This window comes from Streptosporangium sp. NPDC000095 (genome assembly GCF_042899335.1).
In the GTDB taxonomy this organism is placed as follows: Bacteria; Actinomycetota; Actinomycetes; order Streptosporangiales; family Streptosporangiaceae; genus Streptosporangium.
In genome coordinates this window covers 117,342-132,892 of sequence record NZ_JBIAZS010000018.1, presented here as the reverse complement: position 1 = coordinate 132,892, position 15,551 = coordinate 117,342, and the positions used below count along the sequence as shown (strand labels likewise).

Genomic DNA, 15,551 nt, shown 5'->3' with positions numbered 1-15,551 from the left:
CCCATAGTGCTTGCATTTTGCAACTACTATATTGGCAACGAAACAACCGTCAAGGAGGAGTCGTGGAACCACGGTCCGGCTGTCCGATCAACGCAGGCGTCGAGTTGCTCGGAGATCGCTGGTCGTTGCTCGTGCTGCGCGACATCATCTTCGGCGACCGCCGATACTTCCGCGCGCTGCTCACCGGGTCGATCGAGGGCATCGCCTCGAACATCCTCGCCGACCGTCTCAAGCGGCTCATCGACGCGGGGATCCTCACCCGCGGCGCCGCGGGCCGCGGGCAGCGCGCGCGCTTCAGCCTCACCGAATCCGGCATCCAGACCCTGCCGATCATCTACGCCCTCGGCAACTGGGGCCTCGACTGGACCTCCGGCAGCGCCGAGCTACGCAGCCGCCAGCAGCTCATGCGCGACGAGGGGCCGGCGTTCGTCGAGGAACTCATGGACGAGCTCCGCGTCCGCCACCTCGACGCCCCGCCGAAGCCGCACGAAGGCCCGGGCGCGTTCGAGCGACTCAACGCCGCCTACGTCGCCTCCGGCGGCTCCGACTCCCGTCCGTAGACCGTGTCCAGGAGATCGCGGACGAACCGATCGAGATCGTTCAACCCGGCGGCGGCCAGGGTGTCGTGACCGTCCGCCAGCAGGTGCGGGACGGCGGCGTGCAGGGCCAGCGTGACGGCGGCGGCGCGACGCGGGGTGACGGGCAACCCGGCGGCGCGCTGGGCCCGCTCGAAGTCGGTGAAGTCGGTGGCCGCGATCGCGTCGAGTATGGTCGCCAGCCACGGCCTGCGCGCCGCCTCCGCCTGGAGTTCCAGGTAGGCGAGCAGGCGAGAACGGCCGGGACCCGCGACGTTCTCCAGAAGCCCGCGGAACATGGCCACCAGCCCGTCCCGATCGACAGGCTCCCCTCCCGGCACCTGGTGGTACAGCTCGACGCAGCGCTCGGCGATCGCCCGCAGCATGGAGTCTCTGGTCGGGAAGTAGTTTTTCGCGGTGCCCGGCGGGGTGGCCGCGGCGGCGTCGACGGCCCGGTGGGTGAGGCCGCGCCCCCCGCTCTCCGCGAGCACCTCGATGGCCGCGTCCCGCAGACGGTCTCGCCGCTCCCGATTCATCTCGCCGACATTACCACCACACCCGTGGTGACTTCTGCCGGCGACCTTGAGACGCAGCGAGCTTGAGGCGGTCCCGCCCTCGCCGGCCGCCTGGACGAGATCACCCGGGAAGACGCGGCGGGCATGACCGGACACGGCGGAACTTCCGGCCAGGCCCGCGGGCGGGCCCCGAGGCCGCTCCACCCGTACGGATGGGGCAGCATGGAGGGGTGAGCGAGGGTACGAGCACACTGGCGAGACTGCTGACCGGGGGCGGCGTCCTGGTGCTGAGCGGGGCCGGCATCTCGACGGAGTCGGGGATCCCCGACTACCGGGGACCTGGCGGGACCCTGAACCGGCACACCCCCATGACCTACCAGACGTTCACCGGCGACCCGGTGGCCAGGCGGCGCTACTGGGCCCGCAGCTACCTCGGGTGGCGGGCGATGACCCGGGCCGCTCCGAACAACGGCCACCGCGCGGTCGCGTCCCTCCAGCGGCGGGGCCTGGTCTCCGGCATCGTGACGCAGAACGTCGACGGCCTGCACCAGGCGGGCGGCGCCCGGTCCGTCATCGAACTGCACGGCAACCTGCGGGAGGTGGTCTGCCTGGAATGCGGCCACTCCAGCCCCCGCGAGGAGCTGGACCACCGCCTGACCGAGGCGAACCCGCGCTTCGGCGCCCTGCCCACCGCGATCAACCCGGACGGCGACGTCGAACTGCCCGACGAGGAGATCGACGGTTTCCAGGTGGTCGGATGCCGGGCGTGCGACGGAGGGATGCTCAAGCCCGACGTCGTCTTCTTCGGGGAGACCGTTCCGGCGGAGCGAGTTCGCGCGTGCTTCGCCCTCGTGGAGGAGGCACGGCTGCTCCTGGTCCTCGGGTCGTCCCTCACGGTGATGTCGGGCCGCCGGTTCGTGCTGCACGCCGCAAAGCTCGGCATCTCCGTCGCGATCGTCAATCAGGGCCCGACCAGGGGCGACGGCTACGCGGCACTCACCGTCGACGGCCCTTTGGGCACGGTCCTTCCCGAGCTGGTCCGCCTCGTCGAGGCCGAGATCGACACCCAGACGGTGCCCACCGGCTCACCCCGCTGATCCGCCCGTCCGGTCCGACACGCCCAGCACGGCCCGTACGACGGCGTCGGTGTCGGCGAGGTCCTCCAGCACCAGCTCAGGCCCCGCCTCGCTCAGGACGTTCACGTCGTTGAAGCCGGTGGCGACCGCGATCACCCTCGCTCCACCCTCATGACCCGCGCGGACGTCGTTCGGCGTGTCACCGATCAGCACGGTGTTGCGCACGGTGAAGGAGTCACCGTACTTGTCGGCGGCGCGTCGCTGCGCGCCGGCCACCAGCGCGGCGCGGTCCTCGTGGTCGGTGCCGTACGCGCCCACCTCGAAGTCCACGAAACCGTCCAGTCCGAAGACGGTGAGCTTGCCGATCGAGACCGCCTCGGTGTTGCCGGTGAGCACCGACTGCACCACGTCCTCGCGTTCCGCCAGCGCCGCGAGCACCTCGCGTGCCCCCGACAGGGCCCGGCCACGCTCCCGCATGACGGCCTCGCGCACGACGAACGCCTCGGCGAGGGCGACGTAGAAGGAGTCGAGGAGCTCGTCCGACACCTCGACGCCGTGCGCCTGGAGGATCTCGGAGATGATCGCCCGCTCGGTCCGCCCCGCCACGCTCACCGGGTGTTCCATCCTGCGGCCGGTGGTGGCGTGCAGCGCGTGGTCGTAGGTGTCGGCGGTGACACCGCCGGCGTCGATCAGCGTGTGGTCGATGTCCCACAGTACGAGCGTTCTCGGGGAGCTCACCGCCCGAGCATAACGAAGCCCGGATCCCCCGGCCTTTCGGAAGGGCTCCGCGGCCGGGTGTCAGAGGTCGACGCGGGCCAGGAGCGGCAGGTGGTCGCTGCCGGTGGCGGGCAGGGTCCAGGCGGCGACGGGGACCGCCGTACGGGTCATGACGTGGTCGATCCCGGCGAGGGGGAGGGCCGCGGGCCAGCTGAAACCGAACCCCCTCCGCGCCGAGACCAGCCGCGAGGTGAGCGGGGCCAGGCCACGGTCGTCGAGGGTGCCGTTGAGGTCGCCCAGCAGAACGACCCTGTCCAGCGTCTCCGAGGCGACGGCCGCACCCAGCGCGGCGGCGCTCTCGTCCCTGCGGCCGGACCCGAAACCGTCCGACGGCCGGATACGGATCGAGGGAAGATGCGCGACGTACACGGCCACGTCCCCCTGTGGCGTCCGCGCGGTGACCCGCATCCCGCGGTTCCAGTCGGGTCCGACGTCCGCGGGCCTGATGTCCACCGGCCGCGCGTCCGCCAGCGGGAACCTGGACCACAGGCCGACGGTGCCCACGACCGCACGGTGAGGGTGGCCGGAGGCGAGAACGTCCTCGTAGAAGGGCCGGACGACAGGCGTCAACTCCTCCAGAGCGATGAGGTCGGCCCCGGCCCCCGCCAGGGCGAGCGCCGTCCCCTCGTGGTCGGGATTCTCCTCGCCCACGTTGTGCTGGAGCACGGTCAGGTCACCCGCCGCCTCCCGGTCGGCGGGCAGCACCCGCCCGCCGAAGACCACGCCCCACACCGCCGCGGGCAGCACCAGGGACACCGTCGCGAGGACCGAGCGGCGCAGCAGCGCCAGACAGAGCAGCGCGGGAACGGCCAGGCCCGCCCACGGCAGGAAGGTCTCCAGCAGGCTGCCGAGATTGCCCACGCCGTTGGGCACGACGGCGGGGAACGCGAGCAGCACCGCCACCAGCACGGCGACCGACGCGAGAACCCGTCCCCGCGACCGCGTTCCCGAGGACCCTGAAAGCCCCGAGGACCCCGAAGACTCTGAGGACCTTGAAGACCCCGAGGAACCCCAGGAACCCGAGGGCTCCCCGGATGCTCCGTCCGGCGCGTCCCGCCCCCGCGTTCGTCTCCGTCCCCACGCCCGGAGCCCGGCCCGGCGGGTGTGCTTCTCCCCGTCCTCCCCGCCGCCGATCTTTCGATCTTCGATGCTCATACGTCCGACCGTACGATCATCGCGACCCGGCCGGGCCTCCTATCGCAAAACGGACATCTAGTCGGCTGTGAGGCGTCCGGCGAGCCGGTCCAGGCCCTGCCTGATCATCTGTCCGTACCCGTCGTCATCAAGTGCGCCGACGGCGGCGCGTCCGCGTTCGAGGTGGTCGCGTGCCCGATCGAGGTCGCCGAGCCTGCGGTAGGCGTCACCCAGGTTGAGGTGCAGGGATGGGTAGAAGCCGCTCACGGAACCGGCGACGCCCACCTGCCGGGCCCGCTCGTCGGTGACCAGGTCGGCCGCCTCCAGGGCGCGCAGGTCCCAGAGCAACTCCTCCTTCACCTCGTCCTGCACATCGGCCATCCAGTGAGCGAGAGCGCACCGGTGCAGAGGATCGCCCGTCACCCCGATCTCCTCCCACAACTCGGAGAACAGCCTCCGAGCGGCCTTCCGCTCACCCCTCCTGCCCAGATCGGCGGCATGGCCGATCCTGGCCATCATCACATCGGGTGTCACATCGGGCTCGGTCATGCGGTCTCCTCGGCGGAAGGTCAACGGTGCGGCGACTGTAGCGACGGCGACCGACACAAACCGCTGCGAACGTCCGGCACCGTGGCGGCGGTTCACGGTGACACGCACCCGCCACCGGAGACGGGTGCCCGCCGAGTGATTCATGTGTCCGACGGCCGGTGCGGCGAACCCCAGTCCCACAGTGCCTGGAGGACGGGGCCGAGATCGCGCCCGCGGGAGGTGAGGCTGTAGCGCACCCGGGGCGGCCAGTTGGGGCGGCGGTGGCGATCCAGCACACCGGCCTCGGCCAGGTGCGCGAGCCGGTCGGACAGCACCTTGTCCGACAGCGCGGGCAGTGCCTGGCGAAGCTCGCTGAACGTACGGTCGCCCCGCAGCAGTTCACGGATGATCAGGGTCGTCCAGCGTCCGTGCAGGGCCGCCAGGGTGATCTCCACCGGACATGACGGGGTGGGTTCTGTGACGTTCGCATGGGGATGGTCGGGCAGGCCCGAACAACCAACCGTTTGGTGAGCCACGAAGGCGCCTCCTAGCGTTGCCGCGTCCGAGTTGTTTCTACCGAAACGGAGCGATGATGCGACAGCTTGCCGAACGTCCGGAGGATGTGCCCACCGTCTTCGCCGAGCGGTTCAACGCCGGTGACGCCGAGGCGGTGGCGGAGATCTACGAGAGCGACGCCGTGTTCGTCTCGGAATCCGGCGCGCCGCTGACCGGAGAGCAGATCAACGCCGCCAACGGCCGTTTCATGGATCTGGGACTGCCGATCACCGTCCGTCCGCGACACGTCCACACCACGGGCGACCTCGCCCTGCTGATCGTCGACTGGGTGATCGACGGCACGGACCGCGGGGGCCGGCCCGTGCACCTCCAGGGCACCGCCACCGACGTCGCCCGACGGGGACAGGACGGGTACTGGAGGTACGCCATCGACAACCCCTTCGGCGCGGCGGAGAAGGGGTGAGGGTCTCCTCGGTCGCCGGAGCGACCGAGGGATCCACCGCGCCAAGGGAAGCCGGCGAAGAGTCCGTCTCAGCTCAGGAGATCTGAACTCCCGCTGCCTCGGTCGTCGAGAACGAGGGCGGACCGCCCGTTGACCGTGTAGCGGATGTGCGTGGTCTCGGGGGTGTGGATCACCCTGGTGGGAATGAGCTCGATCGCCTCCTTATCCGCGAGGCCGAGGCCGAGGTCGGCACCCGGCCTCGCGCCCGCGCCCAGCCCCGCGTCCAGGTCGGCCCCCGGACCCGCGCCCAGGCCCGCGCCGATGTCGGCGCCGAACAGGCTCATCCCCCTGCCGAGCACCACCGGGACGATGTGCAGCTCCAGTTCGTCCAGCAGACCGGCCTGGAACACCTGGCGCAGCAGGGTGCCGCCTCCGGCGATCGCCACGTTCTTACCCCCCGCGACGGCGCGTGCCTGCTCCACGGCACTGGCGACGCCGTCGGTCACGTACGTGAAGCTCGTCCCGCCCTGACGCACCAGGGTCTCGCGGGGGCGGTGGGTCACGACGAACACCGGCGCGCGGAACGGCGGCTCGTCGCCCCAGGGCACCTCGCCTCCGTCCGCCATGTTCCGTCCCATGACGTAGGCCCCCGCGGCCTCGAACGACTCGGCGATGATGTCGGAGTTGACGTCCTTCTCACCGCCCGCGAAGCCCTGCCGCTCACGCCAGGCCATGGCGTCGATCACCCACCGGGTGACCCGGAAGAAGCCCGCGGCTTCCTCAGACTGCAACCAGCCCGACCGCTCGCCGGTGTGTCGCGGACCGGCGTAGTAGCCGTCGAGGGACACCGACATCTGTGCCGTCACCTTTGTCATATCGCTTCGCTCCTGTTCCGGCGGCCCCCCTTCCGGGGCCCGCTCGGTGGAGGATCGGAGCCGCGAACCGGATTTCTACCTGCCCGCGCGAATATTTTTTGCGCGGCCTCGGCTCGGCTCTCACAGCGGACGACGCGATCTCGCGGCCGGTCGGCCCGGCTCGCGCGGCGGGCGGCGCGATCGCTACTCAGGCCGGTCACCGGTTCACGCCACCGGACGACGCGATCTCGCGTCCGGTCCGACTCTCACAACGGACGACACGACCTCGCGTCCGGTCGGCTCAGCGCGCGCAGCGGGCGGCACGCAGCAGGAGGAACCGCTGTTCAGGACGACTACCGGCCAGACGCGCGGCCTCCCGATACGCCGAGGACGCGGCGGCGGTCTCCCCCGCCCGGTCGAGCAGGTAGGCGCGGACGGCGAGCAGCCGGTGATGACCGGCGAGCATCCCGGATTCCAGCTCGTCCAGCAGCGCCAGCCCGGCACGCGGTCCGCGTGCCATCCCCAGCGCGACCGCCCGGTTGAGGGTGGTGACGGGGTTGGGCTGCAGGCGCTCCAGGATCTCGTACAGCTCCAGGATCTGCTTCCAGTCCGTCGCCTCGGCCGACGGCGCCTCGTCGTGTATCGCCGCGATCGCGGCCTGGACCTGGTACGGGCCGAGCCGGCGGGTCGCGAGCGTACGGGTGAGGATCTCGGTCCCCTCCGCGATCGCCTCGGCGTCCCAGCGGGACCGGTCCTGCTCCTCCAGCGGCACGAGCACCCCGTCTGGGCCCGTACGCGCCGCGCCGCGCGCCTCGGTGAGCAGCATCAACGCCAGCAGGCCCGCGACCTCGCCGGAGTCGGGCAGCCGCGCGTACAGCCGCCGTACCAGGTGGACGGCCTGTCCGGTGAGGTCGGGCCGGCGCAGGTCCGAGCCGGAGCTGGCGCTGTAGCCCTCGTTGAACATCAGGTACAGCACGTGCAGCACGACCCGCAGCCGAGGCCCGTGCTCGGGATCCGGGGGCAGCTCGAACCGCGCCCCGGCCTCCCGCAGGCGCTGCTTGGCCCGCGAGACGCGCTGCCCCATCGTCTTCTCCGGCACCAGGAAGGCCGCCGCTATCTCGCCGGTGGTCAGCCCGGCGACCGCCCGCAGCGTGAGCGCCAGCTGCGACGAGACGGTCAGCGCCGGGTGACAGCACAGGAACAGCAGCTCCAGCAGGTCGTCACGGACCACCTCGGCGTCCGGCGGCGGCGCGACCAGCGCGTCGCGCGGCGTGGCGTCGAGAGCGGCTTTCTCCCGGCGCTCCCGGGCGCTGTCGGCCCGGACCCGGTCGATGTACCGATTCGCCGCGACCTTGTTGAGCCAGCCCAGCGGGCGGGCCGGGACACCGTCACGCGACCAGGCGTCCGCCGCGGTGATCAGCGCCTCCTGCACGGCGTCCTCGCAACGGTCGAAGTCCCCGTACCGACGCACCAGCGAACCGAGCACCCGGGACGCCGACGACCTCAGCAGCTCCTCGACCGACTCAACCGAGTCGACCGACTCAACCGAGTCGACCGGCTCGACCGAGTCGTCCAGCTCAGCCGCCCCAACCGACTCAGCCGCCTCGTCCGCTTCAACCGGCTCGATCAGCCCAGCCGGCTTGACCGCTTCGACCGCCTCGTCCGCTTCGATCGGCTGAACCGGCTCATCCGGCTTGACCGGCTCGAAAGGCTCGTCAGACCTCGCCACTCGCCCAGTCACGTCCCATCAGCGGCCACACTTCCAGGCCACCGCCGTACAACGTCCCCGGATAGGCCCGCGCGATCTCCATCGCCCGCTCCTCGTCGTCCACCTCGACCACGAAGTAGGAGCCGACGAACTCCTTCGCCTCGACGTACGGGCCGTCGGTGACGACCGCGTCACCACCCACCCACCGAACCGACCGCGGCCTGGGCATCAGCCCTTCGGACTCAAGGAGCTCCCCCGACTCACGCAGCGTCTCGTTGAACCCGTCGACCTTGGCGATCAGACTCGCCATGTCCTCCGGCGCGAGAGCGTTCCAGATCTCCTCGTTGCCGTAGATCAGCATCAGATACTTCATCGTGCCGTCCTCCTTGTTGATAGCGGACCGTATCGTGACAGCACGACGATCCTTGGGGAAGCCACTCCGTGGTCCGGGAAAATGCCCGGCCTCCGACTCGATGTGCCGCCCGTCGTCGGATTACCAGGCACTCATGCGGTCGGGTAGGCCGTTCCCCGGATGAGGAAGGACATCGGTGTACGCACCGCGGGCAGCAAGAAGCGCTCCAGAGCGGTGATGGTGAACCCGGCCTGCTGGATCACCAGCGCGCTGTCGCGACCGGTGTGACAGCCACCGGCCAGGCGCGGCCAGACGGTGGCGTCCAGCAGGTCCTGCACCCACCTCATCCCTGCCGAGTCGGCGCGTACGTGCTCCAGGAACCGCAGCTGCCCACCCGGAGCCAGCACCCGGCGCATCTGGCTCAGCGCCGCGTGCGGGTCGGGCAGCGAGCACAGCACCAGTGAGGCCACCGCGGCGTCGAAAGTGCCATCGGCGGCCGGAAGGTGCTCGGCCAGGCCCTCGCGGACCTCGACAGGGACCGGTGCCCGTACAGCCGCGGCACGGGCCAGGTGACGCAGCCGCGGCTCCGGCTCGATCGCGAGCACGCGCGTGACGGTGGACGGGTAGTGGGCGAAGTTCAGCCCGTTTCCCGCACCCACCTCGATCACCTGACCGGACAGGCCCTCCAGCAGCGCCTGGCGATGTCCGGCCAGCCCTCGCTTCTCCACGACCCGGCTGATGCGGGCATAACAGCGGGCGAAGAGCGGATGGTCGACACTCGTGGCAGCCATGCTGTTCTTCTTCCCGCTCGTCACCGTCTCACCGGGTGAGAGCGGGAGCAGACGGTGTCCCCGTGGGGGAGTGACCGGTCCGCGCCGTTCCGCCGTCGCGCTCGGTTACCGCGGTCGTACGATCCGGAAGAAGTGCCGAATGTCGGAGATCAGCAGGTCCGGGGCCTGCAGCGAGGCGAAGTGGCCACCTCGGGGGTGATGGGACCAGTGGGTGATCGTGTTCGACCGCTCCGCCAGCCCGCGGATCGCCCGATCGCCGGGAAAGTTCGCCACACCCGTCGGGACCGGTGAACGCTCGGGAGACCGGCCCCACGTCTCCCCGGCTTCCAGGTAGAGCCGGGCCGCTGATCCGGCGGTCGCGGTCAGCCAGAAGATCGTGACATTGGTCAGGATGGTGTCACGGTCGACGGAGGTCTGCTCGGTTCCGGCGGGGTCCCAGTCCACGAACCACTCCAGGTTCCAGGCGAGCTGACCCGCCGGGGAGTCGTTGAGCGCGTACGCCAGGGTCTGCGGCCGAGTACCCATCTGCGTGGCGTAGCCGGAGCGGCCGTACCACCACATCTCGTTCTGCTCGGCCTGCTCCCTCTCCGCCTCCGAGAGCGTGTCCAGCATGCCGGGATCGGCCGGGGTCGCGGCGTTGGCCAGCGCGTTCACGTGGATGCCGATGACACGCTCGGAGTCCACCCGGCCGATCTCCGGGGAGACGACGCTGCCCCAGTCGCCGCCCTGGGCGCCGTAGCGCCGGTATCCCAGGCGTCGCATCAGCTCGGCCCAGGCCCGCGCGACGCGGGTGACCCCCCAGCCGGTCTCCCGCGTCGGCCCGGAGAACGCGAAGCCCGGCAGCGACGGGATGACGACGTGGAAGGCGTCCGCCGGGTCCCCGCCGTGTGACCGCGGGTCGGTCAACGGCCCGATGAGGTCCAGGAAGTCGTACACCGTGCTCGGCCACCCGTGGGTGATGATCAGCGGAGTGGCGTCGGGCTCGGGCGAGCGTACGTGCAGGAAATGGATGTTCTGCCCGTCGATCGTCGTGGTGAACTGCGGGACCTTGTTGAGGCGGGCCTCGTGCTCCCGCCAGTCGTAGCCGGTACGCCAGTGCTCGACCAGTTCGACGAGGTAGTCCTTGTTCACGCCGTAGGACCAGCCGACGCCGGGAAGTTCGTCCGGCCAGCGGGTACGGGCGAGGCGGTCTCGCAGGTCGTCGAGTTCGGTCTGCGGAATGTCGATACGGAAGGGCGTTTCTGTGCTCATGCCGTCCACCCTGTGCCCCGTGTAGGACAGCTCCGTTCCTATACAGGGGCGATAGTGGAGGAATGTTGGAAACACCCGCTCGACTGCTGCGACTACTGTCGTTGCTGCAGACGCACCGCGACTGGTCCGGTACGGAACTCGCCGAGCGGCTGGGAGTCACCACCAGGACGGTACGGCGCGATGTCGACAGGCTTCGTGAGCTGGGCTACTCGATTCGCGCCTCGATGGGCCCGGTCGGCGGTTACCGGCTCGGAGCCGGTTCCTCGCTACCCCCGCTGTTGCTGGACGACGAGGAGGCGGTCGCGGTCACGGTCGGCCTGCACAGCGTGGCAGAGGTCGAAGAGGCTTCGCTGCGTGCCCTGACCAAGATCGAGCAGATGCTGCCGTCCCGGTTGCGACACCAGGTCATCGCGCTGAGAAGCGCGGTGGTCGCGATGTCTCCCGAGAGCGGCCCGCCGGTGAAGGCGGCGGTGCTCACCGCGATCTCGGCCGCGATCCACGCTTCCGAGGGGCTGCGTTTCGACTACGTCAGCCATCACGGGGTCGAGTCCCGCCGCGGCGTCGAGCCACATCGCCTCGTCTGCTGGGGACGGAAGTGGTATCTGGTCGGCTGGGACGTCGAACGGGCCGACTGGCGCACCTTCCGGGTCGACCGGATCTCGCTGCGAACGCCCAACGGCCCTCGGTTCACCCACCGAGAACCACCCGACGGCGACGTCACGACCTACCTGTGCAGAAAGATGGGCTTCGAGATGTGGCCACTCCGCGCCCGGCTGCGAATGCACGCCTCCGCGGCGGACATCGCCGGGCGCGTCAGTGGAATCGTGACCCCCGTCGACGACCACACCTGCCTGCTGGAAATCGCCACGGACTCGTTCGATCTCGTCGCGTTCACCGTAGGCATGCTCGGCGTCGACTTCGAGGTCGAATCTCCCCCGGAACTCGCCCGGCATCTCCGCGAACTGTCCCACCGCTTCGCCAACGCGACCGCCCTCCCGTGACGAGGATTCCGCCCGTCAGGAGAACGTCCCGGACAGCGGCGACGCGCCTGCTCCCCGAAGCCGTGACCTCATCTCACCAGACGCTGTGCGAGATCGACCAGCTCGGGCAGGCGCAGCACCCGCTCACCGGCCCCGGGCAGCGGGACGTGCAGGGGTTCGGTCCAGCGTACGGGGATCGCGTCGGCTCCGTAGACGGCACCCGCGAGGCCGCCGGTGACCGCGGCGACGGTGTCGGTGTCACCGCCCAGGTCGATCGCGGCGCGTACCGCGTCCGCGTAGCCGGAGGTGGTACGCAGCGCCCAGAGCGCCGAGCCGAGGCAGGGCCAGACGGCGCCGTTGGGCTCGGTGGCGTCGTCGGGGTGCCAGTGTGACGCGAGAACGACGGAGTATCGCTCGCGCTGGTCGGGATCGACGAGGGCGAGGCTGTCCGGCAGCGCGGCGACGGGGTCGCCGCCCTCCAGCGCCACACGCAGCAGATCGTGGAAGATGGCCGTTCCCTCCCACGCCGCGGGGTCGCCGTGGGTGAGCGCGGCGATGCGGCGGGCGGCGTCCATGGTGGCGGCCTGCCCGTGCCGGGCGAAGTAGACCGCCGAGGTGGTGGCCCGCATCAGCGAGCCGTTTCCCGCGGCGCGGTGGTTGATCTGGAAGTGGGTCGCGGCCGCGCGGTCCCAGGGCATGCCGTTGGTCAGGACATCCTCGGTCTGCAGCCCGATGTCCTTGGGCTTGGAGCCCTCCCAGCGCTGAAACCTGGCGAAGACATCCGGCAGGTCCAGCCCTTCGCGCTCCAGCAGCGACTCGGCCAGGTGCAGGGCCATCTGCGTGTCGTCGGTCGCCTCCCCGACGTCCCAGCCGCCGCCCCCGCACATCTCGTTCTCCCTGCCGGGAACGTCGCCGGGAGTGTTGCCGGGAACGCCGTCTGGAACGTCGCCGGGAGCACTGCCTGGAACGCCGTCTGGAACGGGAAACCGGGCGGAGAACGCCCCGGCGGGACCGAATTCGAAGGGAGCGCCCAGCGCGTCGCCCACCGCCGAGCCCACGACGGCACCGATGGCACGGTGTGTACGGTTCATCGCGGCAGCCTACAGAAAGACATCTCCGGCACCGAGCCTCGAATCCTCCGACTTCGACGGGAGCGGCGGCGCATCCGTCGAAGGCTGCGGCACTCACCACGATCTTCGACCGCGTTCCGAGCCTCCGAGGGGCCGCGAAATTCGCTTCGTGTCGTGCGGGAGAGGCTCTACTGTGGCCGGGTGGCGACTCAGATGATCATCATCAACGGTGGTTCCAGCTCGGGGAAGTCCGGGATCGTACGGTGCCTGCAGGCCGTTCTTCCGGATCCGTGGCCGGCCTTCGGCGTTGATTCGTTCATCGACGCGATACCCGCGAGGATGCGGGCGTCGACCGAAGGGCTCGAGATCACCGCGGACGGCGGGGTGAGCGTCGGGGCGGACTTCATGGAGCTGCAGACGGCCTGGATGCGGGGCGTCGTGGCCATGGCCCACGCCGGCGCCAGGGTCATCGTCGATGACGTCTTCCTCGGTGGAGCCGCCACCCAGCAGCGGTGGCAGAGGCTTCTGGGCGAGATGGACGTGCTGTGGGTCGGTGTGAGGTGTGAGGGTGCGGTCGCCGCGGGCCGTGAGATCGCACGCGGTGATCGGGTCCAGGGGATGGCCGCGTCGCAGGCGGAGGTGGTTCACGACGGCGTGATCTATGACGTGGAGGTGGACACCACGCATACCGAGTCCCTGGCGTGCGCGCGGATCATCGCCGCCCGGGTCGGCTGATCGACGAACCGGCCCCGTACGGCGACCATCTCCAAGATCAGAATTTGACCAGGATCATCGTCCCGTCGAGACCTCCCCGCCAGACACATCGACGCCCTAATGCGACATAGAACCCAATAAGCGGACATACGGAACGACGCCGAGGCGTCCAGGAACACAAACCGGTAACGGCTCGTGCCCGTGCGATCACAACGCTTGACAGGAGGGCTCGTTTGCAATGTTATGCACTTAACCGACTTATTAAGTAGGAATTAAGGAGTAATCCATGAAGGCTCGCAGGCTCCGGGGGACGGCAGTGGCACTGGCTGCGGTCACGGTGACAGCCCTCGCGGCGGCCTGCGGAGGAGGCGGGGGGTCCTCCGGCAGTGACAGTGCCACGGCGAAGACAGAGGTCCGCCTCGGCTTCTTCCCCAACATCACGCACTCCACGGCCCTGGTCGGGGTGCAGAAGGGGCTGTTCGCCAAGGCGCTCGGCAACGACGCGACGCTGAAGATCTCGACCTTCAACGCCGGCCCGGCCGCGACCGAGGCGATCTTCTCCGACGCCATCGACGCCACCTACATCGGGCCGAACCCGGCCATCAACGCCTGGTCGAAGTCCAAGGGCGAGGCGATCAAGATCGTCGCGGGCGCGGCGTCCGGCGGCGTGTTCCTCGTGGTCAAGCCCGAGATCAACGGCGTCGAAGACCTCAAGGGCAAGAAGATCGCCACACCTCAGCTCGGCAACACCCAGGACGTCGCGCTGCGCTACTGGCTCCAGGAGAAGGGGATCAAGACCGACACCAAGGGCGGCGGCGAGGTCTCCATCCTCCCCCAGGAGAACGCCCAGACCCTGCAGACCTTCGCCACCGGCGACATCGACGGCGCCTGGGTGCCCGAGCCCTTCGCGAGCCGTCTGGTCCAGGAGAGCAAGGGCAAGATCCTCCTCGACGAGACCGAACTCTGGCCGAACAAGCAGTTCGTGATCACGCACCTGATCGTGCGGCAGCAGTTCCTCAAGGAGCACCCCGACCTGGTGAAGAAGCTCGTCGAGGCGCACGTCGAGGCCAACGAGTTCATCAAGTCCGACCCGGCGGGCGCCAAGGAGTCGATCAACGCGGAGCTGAAGGAGCTGAGCGGCAAGCCGATCGCCCAGGAGGTCCTGGACAGCGCCTTCGGCAACATCACCTTCACCAACGACCCGATCGCGTCCTCCCTCGTCGGCAGCGCCGACCACGCCCAGAAGGTCGGCCTGCTCGACCCGGTGGACCTGAACGGCATCTACGACCTCACGATCCTCAACGAGGTCCTGAAGACCAAGAACCAGCCTGCCGTGAGCGACAAGTGACCGGCCAGAGCGAGCACCACAGAACAGAAGAGTCGAGGCGGCACCCCCGGTCACCATCCGGCGAGCCGCTGGTCAGGGAGGCGAAGTGACAGCTCCGATCCAGGAGCTGCGCCCCGGCCGGACCGACGGGCACGAGCCCGCGGTCCGGCTGGACGCGGTTTCCAAGGTGTACGGCAGAGAGCTCCTGGCCCTGGACCAGGTGACGCTCTCGGTGGACAGGGGCGAGTTCGTCTGCCTGCTGGGAGCGTCCGGCTGCGGCAAGAGCACACTGCTCAATCTCGTCGCGGGTCTCGACCGTCCCACCGCCGGGGAGATCGACACCAGGGAGGCCCGAATCGCGATGATGTTCCAGGAGCCCGCCCTGTTCCCCTGGCTCACGGTCTCGGGGAACATCGAGCTGGCGCTCCGGGTGACGAGTTCGGGCAAGACCACGAAGAAGGAGCGTCAGGCGCGGGCGAAGGAACTCCTGGAGATCGTCCACCTCGCCGACTTCGGCCACAAGCGCCCGCACGAGCTCTCCGGCGGCATGCGCCAGCGGGTCGCGCTCGCCAGGGCCCTCGCCCAGGAGGCCGACGTACTCCTCATGGACGAGCCCTTCGGCGCCCTCGACGCCATGACCCGCGACCTGCTCCACGACGAGCTGGAGCGGATCTGGCGGGAGCGCGAGCTGGCCGTCCTGTTCGTCACCCACAACGTGCGCGAGGCCGTACGGCTCGGCGACCGGGTCGTCCTGCTGAGCAGCAGGCCCGGCACGGTGATCGAGGACTTCCCCGTGACGCTGCCGCGGCCCCGCCGTACCGACTCCGCCGAAGTGGCCGAACTCGCCTCCACCATCACCGACCGGTTGCGCCAGGAGGTGTTGCGCCACGCCCAGCCGGCGGCGCAGCGGCCCGCCGGCACCGGGACCGAGAAGTAGCGGG

Annotated in this window: 18 protein-coding genes; 7 read left to right on the top strand and 11 right to left on the bottom strand. The window is 69.9% G+C overall.

What is annotated here, in order from left to right; all coding sequences use genetic code 11:
* Positions 1 to 62 precede the first annotated feature (62 nt).
* Positions 63 to 560, top strand: coding sequence for a helix-turn-helix domain-containing protein (locus ACFY3V_RS32495; protein WP_362904092.1), 498 nt, complete (start codon positions 63 to 65; stop codon positions 558 to 560).
* On the opposite strand, the gene ACFY3V_RS32490 is transcribed toward ACFY3V_RS32495, so the two are convergent.
* Positions 524 to 1,111, bottom strand: coding sequence for a TetR/AcrR family transcriptional regulator (locus ACFY3V_RS32490; RefSeq protein WP_389778786.1), 588 nt, complete (start codon positions 1,109 to 1,111; stop codon positions 524 to 526). The two genes, ACFY3V_RS32495 and ACFY3V_RS32490, sit on opposite strands and share 37 nt — an antisense overlap.
* A gap of 191 nt (positions 1,112 to 1,302) precedes the next feature.
* Between ACFY3V_RS32490 and ACFY3V_RS32485 the strand changes: the two genes are divergently transcribed.
* Complete coding sequence (locus ACFY3V_RS32485; protein WP_389778784.1) at positions 1,303 to 2,187, top strand: NAD-dependent protein deacetylase; 885 nt, start codon at positions 1,303 to 1,305, stop codon at positions 2,185 to 2,187.
* Here the strand turns inward: ACFY3V_RS32485 and ACFY3V_RS32480 are convergent.
* From ACFY3V_RS32480 to ACFY3V_RS32465, 4 genes are all read right to left on the bottom strand, one after another.
* Complete coding sequence (locus ACFY3V_RS32480) at positions 2,176 to 2,904, bottom strand: HAD hydrolase-like protein (RefSeq protein WP_350945616.1); 729 nt, start codon at positions 2,902 to 2,904, stop codon at positions 2,176 to 2,178. The genes ACFY3V_RS32485 and ACFY3V_RS32480 overlap by 12 nt on opposite strands.
* 60 nt (positions 2,905 to 2,964) lie before the next feature.
* A complete protein-coding gene (locus ACFY3V_RS32475) occupies positions 2,965 to 3,852 on the bottom strand; it encodes an endonuclease/exonuclease/phosphatase family protein (RefSeq protein WP_362904100.1) in 888 nt (295 codons plus the stop codon).
* Between the two features lie 303 nt (positions 3,853 to 4,155).
* Complete coding sequence (locus ACFY3V_RS32470; RefSeq protein ID WP_389778782.1) at positions 4,156 to 4,626, bottom strand: hypothetical protein; 471 nt, start codon at positions 4,624 to 4,626, stop codon at positions 4,156 to 4,158.
* Positions 4,627 to 4,766: 140 nt separating this feature from the next.
* A complete protein-coding gene (locus ACFY3V_RS32465) occupies positions 4,767 to 5,060 on the bottom strand; it encodes a winged helix-turn-helix transcriptional regulator (protein ID WP_389778780.1) in 294 nt (97 codons plus the stop codon).
* Positions 5,061 to 5,194: 134 nt separating this feature from the next.
* On the opposite strand from ACFY3V_RS32465, the gene ACFY3V_RS32460 reads away from it, so the two are divergent.
* Positions 5,195 to 5,584 (top strand): SgcJ/EcaC family oxidoreductase, encoded by a 390-nt coding sequence (locus ACFY3V_RS32460; RefSeq protein WP_362904106.1) that lies wholly within the window; start codon positions 5,195 to 5,197, stop codon positions 5,582 to 5,584.
* Between the two features lie 68 nt (positions 5,585 to 5,652).
* Here the strand turns inward: ACFY3V_RS32460 and ACFY3V_RS32455 are convergent, their stop codons facing one another.
* The 5 genes from ACFY3V_RS32455 to ACFY3V_RS32435 all read right to left on the bottom strand — a co-directional run bounded on the left by ACFY3V_RS32455 (position 5,653) and on the right by ACFY3V_RS32435 (position 10,519).
* Positions 5,653 to 6,438, bottom strand: a complete 786-nt coding sequence (locus ACFY3V_RS32455; protein ID WP_362904108.1) for a dihydrofolate reductase family protein — start codon at positions 6,436 to 6,438, stop codon at positions 5,653 to 5,655.
* Between the two features lie 280 nt (positions 6,439 to 6,718).
* The gene (locus ACFY3V_RS32450) at positions 6,719 to 8,146 is read right to left on the bottom strand and encodes an RNA polymerase sigma factor (RefSeq protein ID WP_389778777.1); all 1,428 of its coding nucleotides are present in this window, start codon (positions 8,144 to 8,146) and stop codon (positions 6,719 to 6,721) included.
* The gene (locus tag ACFY3V_RS32445; RefSeq protein WP_362904112.1) at positions 8,133 to 8,498 is read right to left on the bottom strand and encodes a YciI family protein; all 366 of its coding nucleotides are present in this window, start codon (positions 8,496 to 8,498) and stop codon (positions 8,133 to 8,135) included. Before ACFY3V_RS32445 ends, ACFY3V_RS32450 begins: the two co-directional genes overlap by 14 nt.
* A gap of 131 nt (positions 8,499 to 8,629) precedes the next feature.
* The gene (locus tag ACFY3V_RS32440; RefSeq protein ID WP_350945629.1) at positions 8,630 to 9,268 is read right to left on the bottom strand and encodes a class I SAM-dependent methyltransferase; all 639 of its coding nucleotides are present in this window, start codon (positions 9,266 to 9,268) and stop codon (positions 8,630 to 8,632) included.
* Positions 9,269 to 9,373: 105 nt separating this feature from the next.
* Positions 9,374 to 10,519, bottom strand: a complete 1,146-nt coding sequence (locus ACFY3V_RS32435; protein ID WP_362904116.1) for an epoxide hydrolase family protein — start codon at positions 10,517 to 10,519, stop codon at positions 9,374 to 9,376.
* A 62-nt stretch (positions 10,520 to 10,581) separates the two neighbouring features.
* Between ACFY3V_RS32435 and ACFY3V_RS32430 the strand changes: the two genes are divergently transcribed.
* Entirely contained in the window at positions 10,582 to 11,520 is a 939-nt protein-coding gene (locus ACFY3V_RS32430) for a helix-turn-helix transcriptional regulator (protein WP_389778774.1), read from the top strand.
* A gap of 68 nt (positions 11,521 to 11,588) precedes the next feature.
* Here the strand turns inward: ACFY3V_RS32430 and ACFY3V_RS32425 are convergent, their stop codons facing one another.
* Entirely contained in the window at positions 11,589 to 12,590 is a 1,002-nt protein-coding gene (locus ACFY3V_RS32425; RefSeq protein ID WP_389778772.1) for an ADP-ribosylglycohydrolase family protein, read from the bottom strand.
* A 180-nt stretch (positions 12,591 to 12,770) separates the two neighbouring features.
* Here ACFY3V_RS32425 and cpt point away from each other — a divergent pair, with 180 nt between their 5' ends.
* The 3 genes from cpt to ACFY3V_RS32410 all read left to right on the top strand — a co-directional run bounded on the left by cpt (position 12,771) and on the right by ACFY3V_RS32410 (position 15,547).
* Entirely contained in the window at positions 12,771 to 13,304 is a 534-nt protein-coding gene (cpt, locus tag ACFY3V_RS32420; protein ID WP_389778770.1) for a chloramphenicol phosphotransferase CPT, read from the top strand.
* A 265-nt stretch (positions 13,305 to 13,569) separates the two neighbouring features.
* Positions 13,570 to 14,631, top strand: coding sequence for an ABC transporter substrate-binding protein (locus ACFY3V_RS32415; protein ID WP_362904124.1), 1,062 nt, complete (start codon positions 13,570 to 13,572; stop codon positions 14,629 to 14,631).
* A gap of 85 nt (positions 14,632 to 14,716) precedes the next feature.
* Positions 14,717 to 15,547, top strand: a complete 831-nt coding sequence (locus ACFY3V_RS32410; RefSeq protein ID WP_389778768.1) for an ABC transporter ATP-binding protein — start codon at positions 14,717 to 14,719, stop codon at positions 15,545 to 15,547.
* Positions 15,548 to 15,551: the final 4 nt, after the last annotated feature.

Excerpts from the sequence above, each read along its gene's own strand:
- ACFY3V_RS32470 (WP_389778782.1), bottom strand. The coding sequence starts at position 4,626 with ATGACCGAGCCCGATGTGACACCCGATGTGATGATGGCCAGGATCGGC.
- ACFY3V_RS32455 (WP_362904108.1), bottom strand. The coding sequence starts at position 6,438 with ATGACAAAGGTGACGGCACAGATGTCGGTGTCCCTCGACGGCTACTAC.
- ACFY3V_RS32490 (WP_389778786.1), bottom strand. The coding sequence starts at position 1,111 with ATGAATCGGGAGCGGCGAGACCGTCTGCGGGACGCGGCCATCGAGGTG.
- ACFY3V_RS32460 (WP_362904106.1), top strand. The coding sequence starts at position 5,195 with ATGATGCGACAGCTTGCCGAACGTCCGGAGGATGTGCCCACCGTCTTC.
- ACFY3V_RS32430 (WP_389778774.1), top strand. The coding sequence starts at position 10,582 with ATGTTGGAAACACCCGCTCGACTGCTGCGACTACTGTCGTTGCTGCAG.
- ACFY3V_RS32485 (WP_389778784.1), top strand. The coding sequence starts at position 1,303 with ATGGGGCAGCATGGAGGGGTGAGCGAGGGTACGAGCACACTGGCGAGA.
- ACFY3V_RS32415 (WP_362904124.1), top strand. The coding sequence starts at position 13,570 with ATGAAGGCTCGCAGGCTCCGGGGGACGGCAGTGGCACTGGCTGCGGTC.
- ACFY3V_RS32425 (WP_389778772.1), bottom strand. The coding sequence starts at position 12,590 with ATGAACCGTACACACCGTGCCATCGGTGCCGTCGTGGGCTCGGCGGTG.
- ACFY3V_RS32435 (WP_362904116.1), bottom strand. The coding sequence starts at position 10,519 with ATGAGCACAGAAACGCCCTTCCGTATCGACATTCCGCAGACCGAACTC.
- ACFY3V_RS32440 (WP_350945629.1), bottom strand. The coding sequence starts at position 9,268 with ATGGCTGCCACGAGTGTCGACCATCCGCTCTTCGCCCGCTGTTATGCC.
- ACFY3V_RS32445 (WP_362904112.1), bottom strand. The coding sequence starts at position 8,498 with ATGAAGTATCTGATGCTGATCTACGGCAACGAGGAGATCTGGAACGCT.